Here is a 16,804-nt window from a genome sequence, read left to right on the forward strand (position 1 = left end):
AAAGAAAAAAATAAGAATAAGGTGCTACGCATTCCCATAAATGCGAGTGGAATCTACCACACTAAAAAAAGAAGGCCATATTCACGGCGGGAATAGCGCGGGAGCCGAACGGCAGGATATGTAAACAAAAAGCGGCAACAATTGTTGCCGAGAGATTATTTTACCGCAGTTTGATGGTGCCCGGCGGCTCCCGTAGGCCGGATAAGGCGTAGCCGCCATCCGGCAATCAGGATAAACGCAGCAATATCGCCCCGGCGGCAATCCCGCCAGCCGCGACCAACCGTAGCCCGGCGACTTTCTCATTGAGCAGCAGCCAGGCAATCAGCGCGCCGAACAGAATGGATGTTTCACGCAGTGCGGCCACCACGGCCAGCGGCGCCTGAATCATCGCCCACAGCGCCAGCCCATAGGAACCCATCGTGCCGATACCGCCAAAAACGCCTTTCTTCCAGTGCTGCGCCAGATAGCGCGAGGCTTCCCGCCGCCGGGCAATCATCGCCCAGCCAAGCAGACAGGTGCCGTTCAACAAGAAGGTCCACAGCGTATAACCCAGCGCGGTTTCCGACACCCGCACGCCCGTGCCGTCCACCAGCGTATAGCCAGCGATAAAGCAGGCGTTGATCAGCGCCAGCGTGATACCCCGCCGGGAGCGGGCACGACCGTTACAGGCCATGCCGAGAATCGCCAGGCAAATTACCGCGATGCCGAGCCAGGCCATTGTGGAAAGGCTATCGCCAAGAAACAGGACGCTAATTATCGCCACCAGCAGCGGTGCGGTGCCGCGCATCAGGGGGTAAGTCTGGCTCATATCCGAAACCTGATAGGTTTTGGCGACCAGCACGGTATAAACCACCTGTAAGGCGGTGGAGGCGGCTAAAAAAGGGATGCTGGCGGCGGGAAGGGGCGGGGCGAAGGGCAGACACGCCAGCGCCATCAACGCTGCGGAACCACTGACGCTGATTGCGGAGTAAAGTTTGTCATTTCCCGCCTTCACGATGGCGTTCCAGCTGGCATGCAGCAGCGCGGCGAACAGCAAAATGCAGAAAATGGAAAGGGTCATGGTTTGGGTATCGTCAGTGGTTGTCATAAAAACGTAACATATCGACGATGGACAAGCACCAGGCAGATGATGAAAGGGGAGCGGTTGCCCGCTCCCCTTCGGTGCGGCTTGAATCTGAATTACCGGAGGTATTTCAGAACGGCATCAAGCAGTTGCAGTGCAGCAACAATGAGTTTCAGGATAAGAATAGCGATATCCACGAGGCTCATACGCTCTCCTTCTGGTAAAAGGAGCACGGTGCTGACGTACCTCTCCGCCGCCTGTTGTCAGCACCTTTTGTTGACATAACACAGTGTGCTCACACGGGGGTTAAGGCGCTGACGGCACCACCCGTTTCAGCCAGGACTTTGTTGCGCCGGTTACGATGCGGCCCCCTATAACACATTGCGTACAGTGATATTATAGATAAATACTGTATGAATGAACAGTATTTTGTGGACGGATCGCGACTTCTGATCCATACTCAAATGCGTCAAAATTCGTGCCGAAATTGCGTGTTCTTCGCGGAACGCGTATACTTCTGATGTTGATATAACACAGTGTGCTTTGCGGCAACCAACCGCATAACGCTGATAAAAACCTCGCTCCGGCGGGGTTTTTTGTTTTGCAGGCCTGCGTCAGCATCTGGCAAAGCGTGATCGTCGACGCATTTTTGTGCAGATGAAAAATTTTCCGTTGTCATGCCTGAAAAGCTGTGCTTGTATAAAACCTGTTAATCCATAAACAGACAAGGTCCCTAATGAACCCTTCCATGCTGACTGCGACCCTACTAAAAACTGCGCAACCTGCCGCAGTGGTCGTCGTGCGTGTGGTGGTGGTCGTCGGCAATGCGCCGTAGGGACTGGAACAACACACGATTCCAAAACCCCGCCGGCGCAAACCGGGCGGGGTTTTTCGTTTAAGACACCTTCCCGGCAAGTCGGCCCAGAATAAAAGGACTGGAGCATGGCAAGTTCGGGCACAACATCAACATCCCCGCGTACGCGCTTTACGGGCGCAGAGTTTATCGTTCATTTTCTGGAACGTCAGGGCATTAACATCGTCACTGGCATTCCGGGCGGTTCGATTCTCCCCGTTTACGACGCCTTAAGCCAAAGTACGCAAATTCGCCACATCTTGGCGCGCCATGAACAGGGGGCGGGGTTTATCGCTCAGGGGATGGCGCGAACCGACGGTAAACCCGCGGTATGTATGGCCTGTAGCGGGCCGGGCGCGACTAACCTGGTTACCGCCATTGCCGACGCGCGTCTCGACTCCATTCCGTTGGTATGCATCACCGGTCAGGTTCCGGCCTCGATGATCGGCACCGATGCGTTTCAGGAAGTTGACACCTACGGCATCTCTATCCCCATCACAAAACATAACTATCTGGTCAGAGATATCAATGAGTTGCCACAGGTAATGTGCGATGCGTTTCGTCTTGCCCAGTCCGGGCGCCCTGGGCCGGTGTGGATAGACATTACTAAGGATATACAGACGGCGGTGTTTGACATTGAAGCGTTGCCTGCTCCGGCTGAAAAAATGGCGGCGCCGGAATTCAGCGCTGAGAGCATTCGTGATGCGGCGGCGATGATCAACGCCGCGAAGCGCCCGGTGCTGTATCTTGGCGGCGGCGTGATTAACGCGCCTGCGCGTGTGCGTGAACTGGCGGAAAAAGCCAGACTGCCCACCACTATGACTCTGATGGCGCTGGGCATACTGCCGAAGGCGCATCCGCTTTCTCTGGGAATGCTGGGCATGCATGGCGCGCGCAGCACAAACTATATTCTGCAAGAGGCGGATCTGCTGGTGGTTCTGGGGGCGCGTTTTGATGACCGGGCGATTGGCAAAACCGAACAATTCTGCCCGAATGCCAAAATCATCCATGTGGATATCGATCGCGCGGAGCTGGGTAAAATTAAACAACCGCACGTTGCCATTCAGGCTGATGTTGATGACGTTCTGGCGCAGTTGATTCCGCACATTGAGGCTCAGCCACGCGAAGAGTGGCATCAACTGGTGGCGGATTTGCAGCGCGAGTTCCCGTGCGCGATCCCTGAAGCCAGCGATCCGCTCAGCCATTACGGGCTGATTAATGCCGTTGCCGCCTGCGTGGATGACAGCGCGATTATCACGACCGATGTAGGCCAGCACCAGATGTGGGCCGCACAGGCTTATCCGCTCAACCGTCCGCGTCAGTGGCTGACTTCCGGCGGGCTGGGGACGATGGGTTTTGGCTTGCCTGCGGCGATTGGCGCGGCGCTGGCGAACCCGGACAAGAAAGTGTTGTGCTTCTCCGGCGACGGCAGCCTGATGATGAATATTCAGGAGATGGCGACCGCCAGCGAAAACCAACTGGATGTAAAAATTATCCTGATGAATAACGAAGCGTTGGGGCTGGTGCATCAGCAACAAAGCCTGTTCTACAAGCAGGGCGTGTTTGCTGCCACCTATCCGGGGATGATCAACTTTATGCAGATTGCCGCTGGTTTTGGTCTGGAAACCTGTGATTTAAATAATGAAGCCGATCCGCAAGCGGCGCTGCGGGAAATCATCAGCCGCCCAGGACCGGCGCTGATCCATGTACGTATTGATGCAGACGAAAAAGTTTATCCGATGGTGCCGCCGGGTGCGGCCAATACTGAGATGGTGGGGGAATAAACCATGCAGAAACAATCACATGAGAACGTTATCCTGGAACTCACCGTCCGTAACCATCCTGGCGTCATGACGCACGTTTGTGGGCTGTTCGCCCGTCGCGCTTTCAACGTGGAAGGGATTCTTTGTCTACCCATCCAGAGCAGCGACCAGAGCCGCATCTGGCTACTGGTCAACGACGATCAGCGTCTGGAGCAGATGATTAGTCAGATCGATAAACTGGAAGATGTGGTGAAAGTGGCGCGCAATCAGTCCGATCCGTCAATGTTTAATAAAATCTCGGTTTTCTTTGAGTAGTAATGGCTACCTGAACAAGGGGAAACCCTTGTTCAGGTTAATTATTTGAGAGTGTTATATAACTATAAGTAATATTTTCGGACGTGACGTGCCTTTATTATCCGGTTTATGAACTGTCTTATTTGCAGTATAGAAAGTATCTTTTCGGACAAAGTGACCAATACTCGCCTGAGCGTCCGGGACGCTTCTTTACGATGTCATATTGCAATGATATTATGCGCCGGGTTGCTGTGATTCAGAGCGAATAACTAATGGAAATCGTTGAGCATCTTTTTATTGTTTGCTCCCCGCTTCAGCTCAGAATTGTTTCTAAGATTAAAGCGAGGTATAGACACGCGCGTTTTCATATCATCTACCTTAAAACAAAGGTAGAGTTAAAGTCCTATATATATGAAACGGTTAATAATGAATTCTCTTCTGGCTTAGTCGCCAGTATGGATTATGGCTTTATTAACATGCTGAAAATCAATCGCTTTCTTTCTCATAAGACAATCCATTATGTCTATATGGCGAATATCAGCCATCTTTCAGTGCAATACATTCTAAAAATGTTGTCTGATGACGTTAAGATTAGAACGTTTGATGATGGCATTCTGAGTATCAACTCCGCAGGCTATCTTGATAAACAAATAAAACTACGAAAAGGCCCCGGTCGTAAGTTAACGCGAATGTGGCTTGGTCAGCATTATAATATCAGGGATATCGCGAAAAGAAGTGAACTGCATTTCTCTATCGTAAAGCATAAAAGCAAAAGTAGAAATGTAGACTGCGATATTGTTTATATTGATGTTCTCTCAGAGGAGAAACAGCGCTTGCATACTGAGCGCAGTGCGCCTGTCTATGCCGGGGAGATCAATGTTTTTGTGGGCTCGAAATTTAAAGATATCCTTGATGTGAAAAATGATTCCAACCTTATTGCGTTGATTCATAAGATAGAGACGCTCGCAGCGCACTATCCTTCACTCCAGTACCTCAGGCACCCAAGAGAGTACAGCCAGCAGGTGTTTGGCATGACGGAAATTACGCTGAACGCCATTTCTGAAGATTATATTTGCCAGTTATCCTCGGCTTACCAGCGAGTGAATGTCTTTGGGTTTGCAAGCACTTGCCAGCTTAATGTGATGAAATTAGAGAATGTTTACATCACACTGCTCAAAACCACCCTGATCCGGCCCGATATTCGGGATTCCTTTGCGCTTTTTTCTGATAGCGACAAAGTGCGTATCTGCGACCTGGACTGTATGGAACCGTAACGGAGTCGTACGCCCGCCAGACGCATTGAATACTGCTCACGGCTTGAACAGCCATGCGCTTATCGTTAAGGTAAGCGCTTTGTTGGATGGTCGGCCTACAACGGCTCCCGCCCGTAGGCCTGATAAGCGCAGCGCCATCAGGCACTTTCAAGTACCAGGACAGAACCATGATCACCATCGCCCTTATTGACGATCACCTTATCGTCCGCTCCGGCTTTGCGCAGCTGCTGGGGCTGGAACCTGATTTACAGGTTGTGGCCGAGTTTGGCTCGGGGCAGGAGGCGCTGGCGGGATTACCGGGGCGCGGCGTGCAGGTCTGCATCTGCGATATCTCCATGCCGGATATCTCCGGGCTGGAGTTATTAAGTCAGCTTCCTAAAGGGATGGCGACGATAATGCTGTCGGTACATGACAGTCCGGCGCTGGTGGAACAGGCGCTGAACGCCGGTGCGCGCGGCTTCCTTTCCAAGCGCTGTAGCCCTGACGAGCTGATTGCCGCGGTACACACGGTGGCGACGGGCGGCTGTTACCTGACGCCGGATATCGCCGTTAAACTGGCGGCTGGACGGCAGGACCCGCTGACCAGACGTGAACGCCAGGTGGCGGAAAAGCTGGCGCAGGGAATGGCGGTGAAAGAGATCGCCGCCGAGCTGGGGCTGTCGCCAAAAACGGTACACGTACATCGCGCCAATCTTCTGGAAAAACTGGGCGTCAGCAACGACGTTGAACTGGCGCGCCGCATGTTTGATAGCTGGTGATGAAAACCATCCTCTCCCGGTTAATTACCGTTATTGCCTGCTTTTTTATCTTCTCCGCCGCGTGGTTTTGCCTGTGGAGCATCAGCCTGCACCTGGTTGAGCGCCCGGAGCTGGCGGTACTGCTGTTCCCGTTCGGTTTACGCCTGGGGCTGATGTTGCAGTGTCCGCGCAGCTACTGGCCGGTATTGCTGGGCGCGGAATGGCTGCTGGTCTGGTGGCTGGCGCAGGAAGTGGCGCTGGCGCATCTACCGCTTTTGATGATCGGAAGCCTGTTGACGCTGCTGCCTGTGGCATTAATCTCCCGCTATCGCCATCAGCGCGACTGGCGCACCCTGCTGTTACAGGGCGCGGCCTTGACGGCGGCGGCATTGTTACAGTCTCTGCCCTGGTTAGGCCAGGGGGAAGAGACGTTAAACGCGCTGCTGCTGACGCTTACCGGCGGGTTGACGCTGGCGCCCATCTGTCTGGTGTTTTGGCATTACCTGACCAGCACCACCTGGTTACCGCTCGGCCCGGCGCTGGTCTCGCAGCCGGTGAACTGGCGCGGGCGGCATCTGGTCTGGTATCTGCTGCTGTTCACCGTCAGTCTGTGGCTACAGCTGGGTCTACCGGCTGAGCTGTCACGCTTTACGCCGTTCTGCCTTGCGCTACCGATTATTGCGCTCGCCTGGCATTACGGCTGGCAAGGGGCGCTGATCGCGACGTTGATGAACGCCATCGCGCTGATTGCCAGCCAGACCTGGCACGATCATCCCGTTGATTTACTGCTTTCTCTGCTGGCGCAAAGCCTGACAGGGCTGCTGCTTGGCGCGGGGATTCAGCGCCTGCGCGAACTCAACCAGTCGCTGCAAAATGAGCTGGCGCGCAACCATCGTCTGGCGGAACGCCTGCTGGAAACGGAAGAGAGCGTGCGGCGCGACGTAGCGCGGGAACTGCACGACGACATCGGTCAGACCATCACCGCCATTCGCACTCAGGCGGGAATTGTACAGCGGCTGGCGGCGGATAATGGCGGCGTAAAACAGAGCGGGGCGCACATTGAGCAACTGTCGCTGGGCGTGTATGACGCGGTGCGTCGCCTGCTGGGGCGCTTGCGTCCACGCCAGTTGGATGACCTGACGCTGGAACAGGCTATCCGTTCGCTGATGCGGGAAATGGAGCTGGAAAGTCGCGGCATTATCAGCCATCTCGACTGGCGAATAGACGAGTCTGCGCTCAGCGAAAGCCAGCGGGTAACGCTGTTTCGCGTCTGTCAGGAAGGGCTGAACAACATTGTGAAACACGCTAATGCCAGCGCGGTTACGCTACAGGGCTGGCAGCAGGATGAGCGGCTGATGTTGGTGATTGAAGATGATGGCAGCGGCCTGCCGCCGGATTCCGGCCAGCAAGGCTTTGGTCTGACCGGGATGCGCGAGCGCGTGACGGCGCTTGGCGGCGTGCTGGCCATCTCCTGTACGCACGGCACGCGCGTTAGCGTGTCGTTGCCTCTGCGTTACGTTTAAGGAGCGGCGATGCTGACGTTTCTGAAAGCTCCGGCAAATGCGCCGTTGATAACCGATAAACACGAAGTCGATGCGCGTTACCGCTACTGGCGGCGACAGATCTTACTTACCATCTGGCTTGGCTACGCGCTGTTCTATTTCACCCGTAAAAGTTTTAATGCCGCCGTGCCGGAGATCCTCGTCAGCGGCGTGCTGACCCGCAGTGATATCGGCCTGCTGGCGACGCTGTTTTACATCACCTATGGCCTGTCGAAGTTTGTCTCTGGCATTGTCAGCGACCGTTCCAACGCCCGTTATTTTATGGGCATTGGGCTGATCGCCACCGGCGTGGTGAATATCCTGTTCGGTTTCTCCACGTCGCTGTGGGCCTTTGCATTACTGTGGGCGTTGAATGCCTTCTTCCAGGGCTGGGGAGCGCCGGTGTGTGCCCGTCTGCTGACGTCCTGGTACTCGCGTAATGAGCGTGGCGGGTGGTGGGCTATCTGGAATACTGCGCATAACGTCGGTGGGGCGCTGATTCCGATCGTCATGGCTGCTGCCGCTCTGCATTACGGCTGGCGCGCCGGGATGATGATTGCCGGAACGCTGGCGATTATCGTCGGCATTTTTCTCTGCTGGCGGCTGCGCGACAGGCCACAGGCTATCGGTTTGCCAGCGGTCGGGGACTGGCGGCATGATGAGCTGGAAATCGCTCAGCAGCAGGAGGGCGCGGGGTTGACCCGCAAAGAGATCCTGACCAAATACGTGCTGTTGAATCCCTATATCTGGCTGCTCTCGCTGTGCTATGTGTTGGTGTACGTGGTACGCGCGGCGATCAACGACTGGGGCAACCTGTATATGTCGGAGACGCTGGGTGTCGATCTGGTCACCGCCAACACGGCGGTCACGATGTTCGAGCTGGGCGGGTTTATCGGCGCGCTGGTGGCGGGCTGGGGTTCAGATAAACTGTTCAACGGCAACCGTGGGCCAATGAACCTGATTTTCGCTGCCGGAATACTGCTCTCTGTCGGTTCGTTATGGCTGATGCCGTTCGCCAGTTACGTGATGCAGGCGGCGTGCTTCTTCACCACCGGCTTTTTTGTCTTTGGCCCACAGATGCTGATCGGCATGGCGGCTGCGGAATGTTCGCACAAAGAGGCGGCGGGGGCGGCAACCGGTTTTGTCGGTCTGTTTGCCTATCTTGGTGCATCGCTCTCCGGCTGGCCGCTGGCGCAGGTGATGGAAACCTGGCACTGGACCGGGTTCTTTGTGGTGATTGCCATTGCGGCGGGCATTTCCGCCTTGCTGCTGCTGCCGTTTTTGAACGCGCAGGCGCCGCGCGAGGCCAGCATTACGTGACGGACTTCACCTTTTTACCCCGAGTGGGGCAAAACTAAGAAATTTTCCCGGTTTCGCCTGGACGCTGTCTCAGGCTGGTTGGGCGACTGATTTTTACAATGCCTGCAATAAAGCAGGCTTAAAAAATCAGGAGATACCCGTCCCATGCTGAACTTCTTAAACCAGGTGCGTAAGCCGACCCTGGATCTGCCGCTCGATGTACGGCGCAAAATGTGGTTCAAACCGTTCATGCAGTCCTATCTGGTGGTCTTTATCGGCTACCTGACCATGTACCTGATCCGCAAAAACTTCAACATCGCCCAGAACGACATGATCTCCACCTACGGGCTGAGCATGACGCAACTGGGGATGATTGGTCTGGGCTTCTCGATCACCTATGGCGTAGGCAAAACGCTGGTTTCCTACTATGCCGACGGCAAAAACACCAAGCAGTTCCTGCCGTTTATGCTGATTCTTTCCGCTATCTGTATGCTGGGCTTCAGCGCCAGCATGGGGAGTGGTTCCGTTAGCCTGTTCCTGATGATCGCCTTCTACGCGCTGAGCGGTTTCTTCCAGAGTACCGGCGGGTCGTGCAGTTACTCCACCATCACCAAATGGACGCCCCGTCGTAAGCGCGGCACCTTCCTCGGCTTCTGGAATATCTCCCACAACCTCGGCGGCGCTGGCGCGGCAGGCGTGGCGCTGTTCGGCGCGAACTACCTGTTCGACGGCCATGTGATCGGCATGTTTATCTTCCCGTCGATCATCGCGCTGATTGTGGGCTTCATCGGCCTGCGCTTTGGCAGCGACTCCCCGGAATCTTATGGTCTTGGTAAGGCGGAAGAGTTGTTCGGCGAAGAGATCAGCGAAGAGGACAAAGAGACCGAAGAAAATGAGATGACCAAGTGGCAGATCTTTGTGGAATACGTCCTGAAAAACAAAGTGATCTGGCTGCTGTGCTTCTCCAACATCTTCCTGTACGTGGTGCGTATTGGTATCGACCAGTGGTCTACCGTTTACGCATTCCAGGAACTGAAACTTTCTAAAGAAGTGGCGATTCAGGGCTTTACCCTGTTTGAAGTGGGCGCGCTGGTCGGCACGCTGCTGTGGGGCTGGCTGTCGGATCTGGCGAACGGTCGTCGTGCGCTGGTGGCCTGCGTTGCGCTGGCGCTGATTATCGCCACCCTCGGCGTTTACCAGCATGCCAGCAACCAGTACGTCTACCTGGCGTCCCTGTTCGCGCTCGGTTTCCTGGTGTTTGGCCCGCAGTTGCTGATCGGCGTGGCGGCAGTCGGCTTCGTCCCGAAAAAAGCGATCGGCGCGGCGGACGGCATTAAAGGCACCTTCGCTTACCTGATCGGCGACAGCTTCGCCAAGCTGGGGCTGGGGATGATTGCCGACGGTACGCCAGTCTTTGGTCTGACCGGCTGGGCGGGCACCTTCGCCGCGCTGGATGCCGCTGCCATTAGCTGCATCTGCCTGATGGCGATGGTCGCGGTGCTGGAAGAACGTAAAATTCGCCGTGAGAAAAAAATACAGCAACTGAAAGTCGCTTAAGTGTGTATTGGTAACGTTTTGCCCGGCCTGGCGCCGGGCTTTTTTATTGCTGCTTACAGGCGTTCCACGCCTCGATAAAGGCCTGGGCATTTCTTGCCGTCTGGTTTACGGTTTGTCCGGCGCGGTACAGATCGCTGCCTAATCCTGCGCCAATGCATCCTGCATTCAGATAGTCAGCCAGATTGTCGGGACGGATGCCACCGACGGCATAGAGTGGAATATGCGTCGGTAGAACGGCTTTTAATGCGCGGATGTATCCTGGCCCCAGTTCGCCTGCCGGGAAAATTTTTAATGCGCTGGCGCCGTGATGGATCGCGACAAACGCTTCGCTGGCGGTATGACAGCCGATACAGGTCGTCATTCCGGCATCTCGTGCCGCGTCAATAACTGACGGGTCGGTATTCGGCGTCAAAATAAACGAGCACTTGAATGCGGATAACAGGTTAACTTCGCTAACGGCGGTCACGGTTCCTGCGCCGATATGTATCGTCTGACCATAGTGTGCAACGGCTATGGCGATACTGGTTTGCCAGTCGGGGGAATTCAGCGGAATTTCTACGGTGGTAAAACCTGCTGTTGCGAGTACATCAATATGCGCCAGAACTTCATCGGGCGTTATACCTCGTAGTATTGCGACCAAAGGATTACGGATGTTCATGTAAAACACTCCTGATGCCGTTAATGAATGCTGTTTCACCGTTGAGGAGGCGACAGCGCTGGCCAAAAAGCTGGAATACGGTCTGGTAGCGGACGAGCAGCTCGTCGCTGCCTACCAGTACAATTTCTTCGTGTGCAGGGATTGCGTAATGTTGCAGCATTTGTGCGATTTCATGGCCGATCAGCAGACCGGATAAGGCATCAAAAAGCGCGTCCTGAGGAAGGATATGACTTAGTGTTCGTGCTCTGAGATCAAAGACGCCGCGAGAAAGGCAGTTTTCATGTTGACCACGTTTTGCGCCCGCTAAAAAAGCATCGACATTGTGCTGTTGTACCGTTGCGTGTTTTCCCACGATGGAGTGTCGGGTCAGCAGGTGGAAAAATTCGCCGGTCATGATGGTTTGAAAATCACGGACCGTATCGTTCTCCATGCGTACCCATTTACTGTGGGTGCCAGGGAAGGCATACCAGCTATTTTCTGATAACGCGCCAAGAAGCTGTGTTTCTTCACCGCGCATCACGTTACAGGTTTCAGATCCCGCTAACTGCAAACCAGGAATGATAAATACAGGGAGATGGCCCGCGTCATGAACTTGAGTGAGATGCTGCGACAGGGTTTGCAGGGAGACCGGACAGAGTAAATAGTGACTGTCTACCCAGCCAATATTGCTGCCAATCATGCCGCTCATGATAACCGTCGTATTATCTGCCAGAGTGTGTGGGCACTGTTCGAGCAATGTCAGCCAAATATCTTTGAACTGCCCTGCATGGTGATTGATCACCCCATCATGACTGGCGTGACGCCAGACACAGCTCCCCTTCTGGTAAACCCACAGGCGTAGGTTGCTGGAGCCCCAGTCGACGGCAATAAAGTTATCTGAATTGAACATACTTCGTTCCTGATGCCATAAAAAATGGCCCGCGAGCGGGCCGGAGACGGGTAATTACTTTTCAGCAATATCCATTTTTTTATCGAAGTTAATGAGCAGCGAGCAGATGAGGTAACCCACTGCGGCCAGCGCAAAGAACATCATCGCGGCATAGTAATTACCGGTAGATTGCACCAGGAAGCCGATAAAAATAGGCAAAATGGCAGCGAACAGGTTACTGGTAAAGTTCATGGTGCCACAGATAGTCCCTGCTACCGATTGTGCTCCCAGCAGACCCGGTATTGACCAGTAGACACTGGCCCAACGTAACGGGAAGAGCGCGATTGTCAGCAATGTAATCGCAATGGCTGGTGTTGAACTTTGGGCGCACAGAAAAATCCCTACCCCTGCGGTAGTGGCGGAAATTGCCAACATGGTATGCATAACGCGGCTGGTTTTTGCGCCTTTACTGCGCCATTTATCCATGATGTAACCGCCTGTGAGCTGACCAATAAAGCACAGCAGGAAGATCAGCGCCATCGCGCCACCCATCGACTTAATATCAAAGCCATAAGTGGCCTGGAAATAGAGTGGCAGCCAGGTCATCAGGCCATAGAACACAAAGCTGTAGCATACCCATCCGCCGATCAACGCAAGCACATTGCGCTGCTTGAGGTAAGGTTTGATATCAGCGAGACGGTATTTTTTACTGTTGGTGGCTGGGCCGTTTGCCGCGGTGATATGGTCCAGTTCCGCCTGGTTAATACGTGGGTGTTCTGACGGATAAGTACGGATATACCACCATGCCAGTAAACCGACGAGCATCGTGCCAACCCCCGCGACAACAAACGCCATACGCCACGAGTCGAAAAAGGCAATCAACCCGGCGATGATGACCGCACCCAGCGCGGTTCCTAATGGCGCGCCGCCATCGAGCAACATTGAGCCGCGCCCACGCTCAGTTGGCGTTAACCATGTCCCCATTAATTTTGCGCCTGCGGGCATGATAGGGGATTCTGTGACGCCCAGACCAAGACGGGAAAGTGAAAGCGTGAAAATGGAGTGACATAAGGCGGCAACGGCCTGGAATGCTCCCCATAAGATGGTAGCCAGTGCGATAATATTTCTGGCTTTGAACTTATCTGCAATCACGCCGCTGGGAATTTGCATCAGTGCATAAGCCCAGAAGAAAGCGCTATGGATAACACCGACAACCCGGGTATCAGTAATGCCAAATTCATCGGTAATATAGGGCATGGCAATAGAAAGCGATGTGCGATCAATATAATTAATCGCACCCAACAAAAGCATAATAATAAATATTCGCCATCTTACTGTTGTAGCCTTTAATTTTTCTTCTTCAGTATTTACATTAACAATAGACATAGGAACTCCTTGCCATGCTCATAGTGAGCATGGCGGTACGAGGTATTGTTATATTGTGGAGCGTTACATTATGGAGCCAATTGTCCAGGGGACAAATTCCTGACTACCATAGCCAAATTCTTCACTTTTTGTTTTTTTGCCGGATGCCATATCAAGGATCATTTGATAAATACGTTCACCGACTTCTGCGATCGTCTCTTCACCTTCGACAATGGTGCCGCAGTTAATGTCCATATCTTCCTGTTGGCGCAGCCAGAGCGCGTTGTTGGTAGCCAGTTTCAGGCTGGGCGTTGGTTTGGATCCAAATGCCGAACCCCGGCCAGTGGTGAAGCAAAGCAGATTCGCGCCGCCTGCGATTTGCCCGGTAACGGCAATAGGGTCATAGCCGGGGGTATCCATAAAGACGAACCCTTTTGCTGTAACTGGTTCTGCGTATTCATAAACCTCTGTCAGATTAGTGGTTCCGGCTTTGGCAATACCGCCGAGGGATTTCTCCAGAATCGTGGTAAGTCCGCCAACCTTATTACCTGCTGAAGGGTTGTTATTCATTTCGCTTCCGCTGCGACGACAGTAGTCTTCCCACCAGTGAATCCGCGCAATCAGTTTTTCGCCAACCTCGCGCGAGACAGCGCGGCGGGTCAATAAATGTTCTGCGCCATAAATTTCTGATGTTTCAGACAGAATGGCCGTGCCACCCTGCTGTACCAGCTTATCCACCGCATAGCCGAGCGCTGGATTGGCGGAAATACCGGAATAGCTGTCAGAGCCACCGCATTCCAGCGCCAGAATAATTTCCGAGGCGGGAATGGGTTCGCGGATGACCTGGTTCGCGAGGGGAAGCATTTGATTTACCAGATCAATCCCTTTCTGAATGGCATGCCGTGTTCCGCCAACGTCCTGGATAGTATAGCTGTGCATCATTGGACCATCTTCCAACCCATGGGCATTCATCATGTCTTTGATTTGGCTGGACTCACAACCCAGCCCAATAATAATGACGCCAGCAAAGTTGGCGTGTGTGGCGTAACCTGCCATCGTGCGCCGCATGACCGCCATGGACTCACTTTTAGAGCCAATCGCGCAACCAAAACTTTGTGGAAGCGACACCACGCCATCGACATTTGGGTAATCGGCCAGACCGTGTAGACGAAAATGATCCTCAATCGCTCTGACGACCGTCGCGCTACAGTTAACCGAACTTAAAATGCCAATATAGTTACGCGTGGCGGCACGCCCGTCAGCGCGACGAATTCCCTGAAATATATCCTGATGTTCGGCGGGTGTGGGGGAATGCCGATCCACGCCCCAGGCGTAATCACGCTCAAAATCGCCCATGCCCAGGTTGTGCATATGTATATGCTCGCCGGCTTGAATAGGTTGGGTAGCGAAACCGATAATCTGCCCATACCGTTTCACTGCCTCTCCGATGTTTAGTGAGCGTAGGGCAATTTTATGTCCTGCGGGAATGTCGCTGATAACTGTAATTTGTTCTTCTTCAAGCCAGGTGCCAGCGGGAACACACTGTCTTGCGATAACCACATCATCTTTTGGATTGAGTTTTAGTACAGGGTTGATGTTCATTATCATTGCTCTCATGCTGATTTACAGAGTAATACGGGCCAGAATATTTCGAACAAGGGCTGTTTTTTCCTCATTGAGTGGTAAGGCTGGTGGAACTACGGCAGTTGAAATATCCACTCCAGTTAATTTGATAGCTGTCTTGATGACGCCAAAAAAAGGCTGTTCTAATGCATACAGAGGAGAAAGCGTTGCCAGTTGCTGCTGTAGTGCTTTAGCCGTAGTGAGGTCTTCACGAATAAATGCCTGATATATGCCTCTGGTAATGTGTGGGGCAAAGTTAAATGTTGCAGGGATTCCACCGTGACCGCCCAACAATAGCGTATCAAGCAAATATTCGTCATAACCGCTAAAGACAATAAACTCCGGGCGGAATGGGTGGACGCGATTAATAATTTCCCGGGTGTGGCTGATGTTATCAATGGTGTCTTTAATTCCTACAATATTAGGCACTTCACGGGCGAGTCGGGTGATCACGTCCAGACCGATATCCTGGCCAGTTAACTCAGGGAAGTTATACAAAAAGACAGGTATACTGAGTGCTTCGGCAATGCGTTTGTAATGCGTAAAACGCGCGTCATCACTGAGTTTCGCATAGTAAGGATTCACCACCAGTACGCCCGTAGCGCCTGCGTTTTGTGCGTGTTCACCTAACTGGATGGTTTCTGCGGTGCTGGCGCAGGCAATACCAATTAACACCGGTACTCTTCCTGCAACATATTGCAGACTGAATTCGGCGATCTGTTTTCTCTGCTCAGTGGAAAAATGTGAAAACTCACCGCCGCTGCCCAGAATCAGCATTCCGTCAGCCCTGTTGTTAATGACATGGTCAATCATGGTGGCCATTCCGGCGCGATCTAATTCGCCATGATTGTCAACAATGGTTGGGACTGGCGGAAAGATACCTTTAAATACGTTCGACATTGCTACCTCTTGTTCAGTATATGGAACTAATGTTCTGTATATTGAAATTAGTACAGCAAATATCCAAATCATTCGTCAATGATTTTTGCAGAACAAATGAACAATTGTGATAGCGATCTGATTTAGGTGGTTAACATTTCAGGAATTGCCTGTGCTTCCTCTATGCGCAAAAAAGCCGCATTCCTGAGGAAAGTGATTGCGGTATACTGAGAGGAGTCTATGAATAGAAAAGATTAATTTCGTATGAGCCAGGATATTACGACCTCTGTTCCCGCACTGGATAAGACGGTAAAAATCTGTAATTACCTCTTCAATACACCAGGGGCGACGTTCAGCCAGATCCAACAAGATTTAGCATTACCTAAAAGCAGCACGTCATCATTGTTAAACGCATTGGTCGAACATCACCTTTTGCGTCTGGAAAAGGGGCGCTTTTTCCTGGGCCTGAAATTGTACGAATGGGGTAATCGTTCGCTGGAGCAATTTGATATCCGCAACGTTGCTCTGCCTGTTCTGGAGAAATTGCGTGAGCAAACCGATCTGACCTGCCATCTGGGTATCCTGGATGAAGTCGCGCCCATTTACCTGATGAAGCTTGAGAACACTCAGCCAATCGGTATTCGTACCTGGGTCGGTAAAAAGCTGCCGATGCACAGTTCCGGCGTGGGGAAAGCGCTTTGTGCCTGGTTACCGCAGGACAAAATGGACGAACTTTTGCCGGATGAGCAGTTACCGCAATACACTGAGACCACCATCACCAGTAAGAAAGCCTTGCTAAAGGAGTTTGCCAGAATCCGTGAGCAAGGATGGGTCTTTGATAACGCGGAAGATTCCCCAGGTATTTATTGTATCGCTGCGCCGGTGTTTAATCGTAATCATGAGGTGATTGCTGCGATCAGTATCAGCGGTGTTGAATTGCAAATGCCAAAAGAGTGCATTCCACAATATTCGCAGTGGGTTCGTGAAGCCTGTCAGGCGCTTTCTGCAAAGTTGGTTTAACAGGGCAGGT

General features: G+C 53.0%; 16 protein-coding genes. 9 read left to right on the plus strand and 7 right to left on the minus strand.

The features are described from left to right. Positions 1-226 precede the first annotated feature (226 nt). A complete protein-coding gene (locus FD428_RS00155) occupies positions 227-1,060 on the minus strand; it encodes a DMT family transporter (RefSeq protein ID WP_114848154.1) in 834 nt (277 codons plus the stop codon). A gap of 119 nt (positions 1,061-1,179) precedes the next feature. Continuing rightward, positions 1,180-1,269, minus strand: coding sequence for a type I toxin-antitoxin system toxin TisB (gene tisB / locus FD428_RS00160; protein ID WP_047460159.1), 90 nt, complete (start codon positions 1,267-1,269; stop codon positions 1,180-1,182). A 530-nt stretch (positions 1,270-1,799) separates the two neighbouring features. Here tisB and ivbL point away from each other — a divergent pair. From ivbL to uhpT, 8 genes are all read left to right on the plus strand, one after another. Next, complete coding sequence (ivbL, locus tag FD428_RS00165) at positions 1,800-1,898, plus strand: ilvB operon leader peptide IvbL (protein WP_047460165.1); 99 nt, start codon at positions 1,800-1,802, stop codon at positions 1,896-1,898. A gap of 107 nt (positions 1,899-2,005) precedes the next feature. Next, positions 2,006-3,700: an acetolactate synthase large subunit gene (gene ilvB, locus FD428_RS00170; protein WP_114848131.1), complete on the plus strand. Its 1,695-nt coding sequence runs from the start codon at positions 2,006-2,008 to the stop codon at positions 3,698-3,700. A gap of 3 nt (positions 3,701-3,703) precedes the next feature. Next, positions 3,704-3,994, plus strand: coding sequence for an acetolactate synthase small subunit (gene ilvN, locus FD428_RS00175; protein WP_012000771.1), 291 nt, complete (start codon positions 3,704-3,706; stop codon positions 3,992-3,994). Positions 3,995-4,245: 251 nt separating this feature from the next. Then, on the plus strand, positions 4,246-5,247 hold the full coding sequence (locus tag FD428_RS00180; protein WP_114848130.1) for a glycosyltransferase family 52 protein: 1,002 nt from the start codon (positions 4,246-4,248) through the stop codon (positions 5,245-5,247). 167 nt (positions 5,248-5,414) lie between these two features. Next, a complete protein-coding gene (gene uhpA, locus FD428_RS00185; protein WP_112001389.1) occupies positions 5,415-6,005 on the plus strand; it encodes a transcriptional regulator UhpA in 591 nt (196 codons plus the stop codon). Next, entirely contained in the window at positions 6,005-7,507 is a 1,503-nt protein-coding gene (uhpB, locus tag FD428_RS00190) for a signal transduction histidine-protein kinase/phosphatase UhpB (RefSeq protein ID WP_071259134.1), read from the plus strand. Before uhpA ends, uhpB begins: the two co-directional genes overlap by 1 nt. Positions 7,508-7,516: 9 nt before the next feature. Continuing rightward, positions 7,517-8,845, plus strand: coding sequence for an MFS transporter (locus FD428_RS00195; protein WP_012000766.1), 1,329 nt, complete (start codon positions 7,517-7,519; stop codon positions 8,843-8,845). Between the two features lie 144 nt (positions 8,846-8,989). After that, positions 8,990-10,381, plus strand: a complete 1,392-nt coding sequence (gene uhpT / locus FD428_RS00200; RefSeq protein WP_012000765.1) for a hexose-6-phosphate:phosphate antiporter — start codon at positions 8,990-8,992, stop codon at positions 10,379-10,381. Positions 10,382-10,424: 43 nt separating this feature from the next. On the opposite strand, the gene FD428_RS00205 is transcribed toward uhpT, so the two are convergent. From FD428_RS00205 to FD428_RS00225, 5 genes are all read right to left on the minus strand, one after another. Then, positions 10,425-11,039: a 2-dehydro-3-deoxy-6-phosphogalactonate aldolase gene (locus FD428_RS00205; RefSeq protein WP_071259142.1), complete on the minus strand. Its 615-nt coding sequence runs from the start codon at positions 11,037-11,039 to the stop codon at positions 10,425-10,427. Continuing rightward, complete coding sequence (locus tag FD428_RS00210) at positions 11,026-11,928, minus strand: 2-dehydro-3-deoxygalactonokinase (RefSeq protein WP_012000763.1); 903 nt, start codon at positions 11,926-11,928, stop codon at positions 11,026-11,028. The genes FD428_RS00205 and FD428_RS00210 overlap by 14 nt, the downstream gene beginning before the upstream one ends. Positions 11,929-11,982: 54 nt before the next feature. Further along, the gene (locus FD428_RS00215; RefSeq protein ID WP_230031916.1) at positions 11,983-13,218 is read right to left on the minus strand and encodes an MFS transporter; all 1,236 of its coding nucleotides are present in this window, start codon (positions 13,216-13,218) and stop codon (positions 11,983-11,985) included. Between the two features lie 138 nt (positions 13,219-13,356). Next, positions 13,357-14,874 carry a UxaA family hydrolase gene (locus tag FD428_RS00220; protein ID WP_172958463.1) on the minus strand — a complete coding sequence of 506 codons (1,518 nt, stop codon included), beginning with the start codon at positions 14,872-14,874 and terminating at the stop codon, positions 13,357-13,359. Positions 14,875-14,895: 21 nt separating this feature from the next. Next, the gene (locus FD428_RS00225; RefSeq protein ID WP_024131072.1) at positions 14,896-15,795 is read right to left on the minus strand and encodes a dihydrodipicolinate synthase family protein; all 900 of its coding nucleotides are present in this window, start codon (positions 15,793-15,795) and stop codon (positions 14,896-14,898) included. Positions 15,796-16,038: 243 nt separating this feature from the next. Here FD428_RS00225 and FD428_RS00230 point away from each other — a divergent pair, with 243 nt between their 5' ends. Further along, the gene (locus tag FD428_RS00230) at positions 16,039-16,794 is read left to right on the plus strand and encodes an IclR family transcriptional regulator (RefSeq protein ID WP_012135815.1); all 756 of its coding nucleotides are present in this window, start codon (positions 16,039-16,041) and stop codon (positions 16,792-16,794) included. Positions 16,795-16,804: the final 10 nt, after the last annotated feature.

Origin of the sequence: Citrobacter sp. TBCP-5362 (assembly GCF_005406305.1) — a bacterium.
Taxonomy (GTDB): Bacteria; Pseudomonadota; Gammaproteobacteria; order Enterobacterales; family Enterobacteriaceae; genus Citrobacter_B; species Citrobacter_B koseri.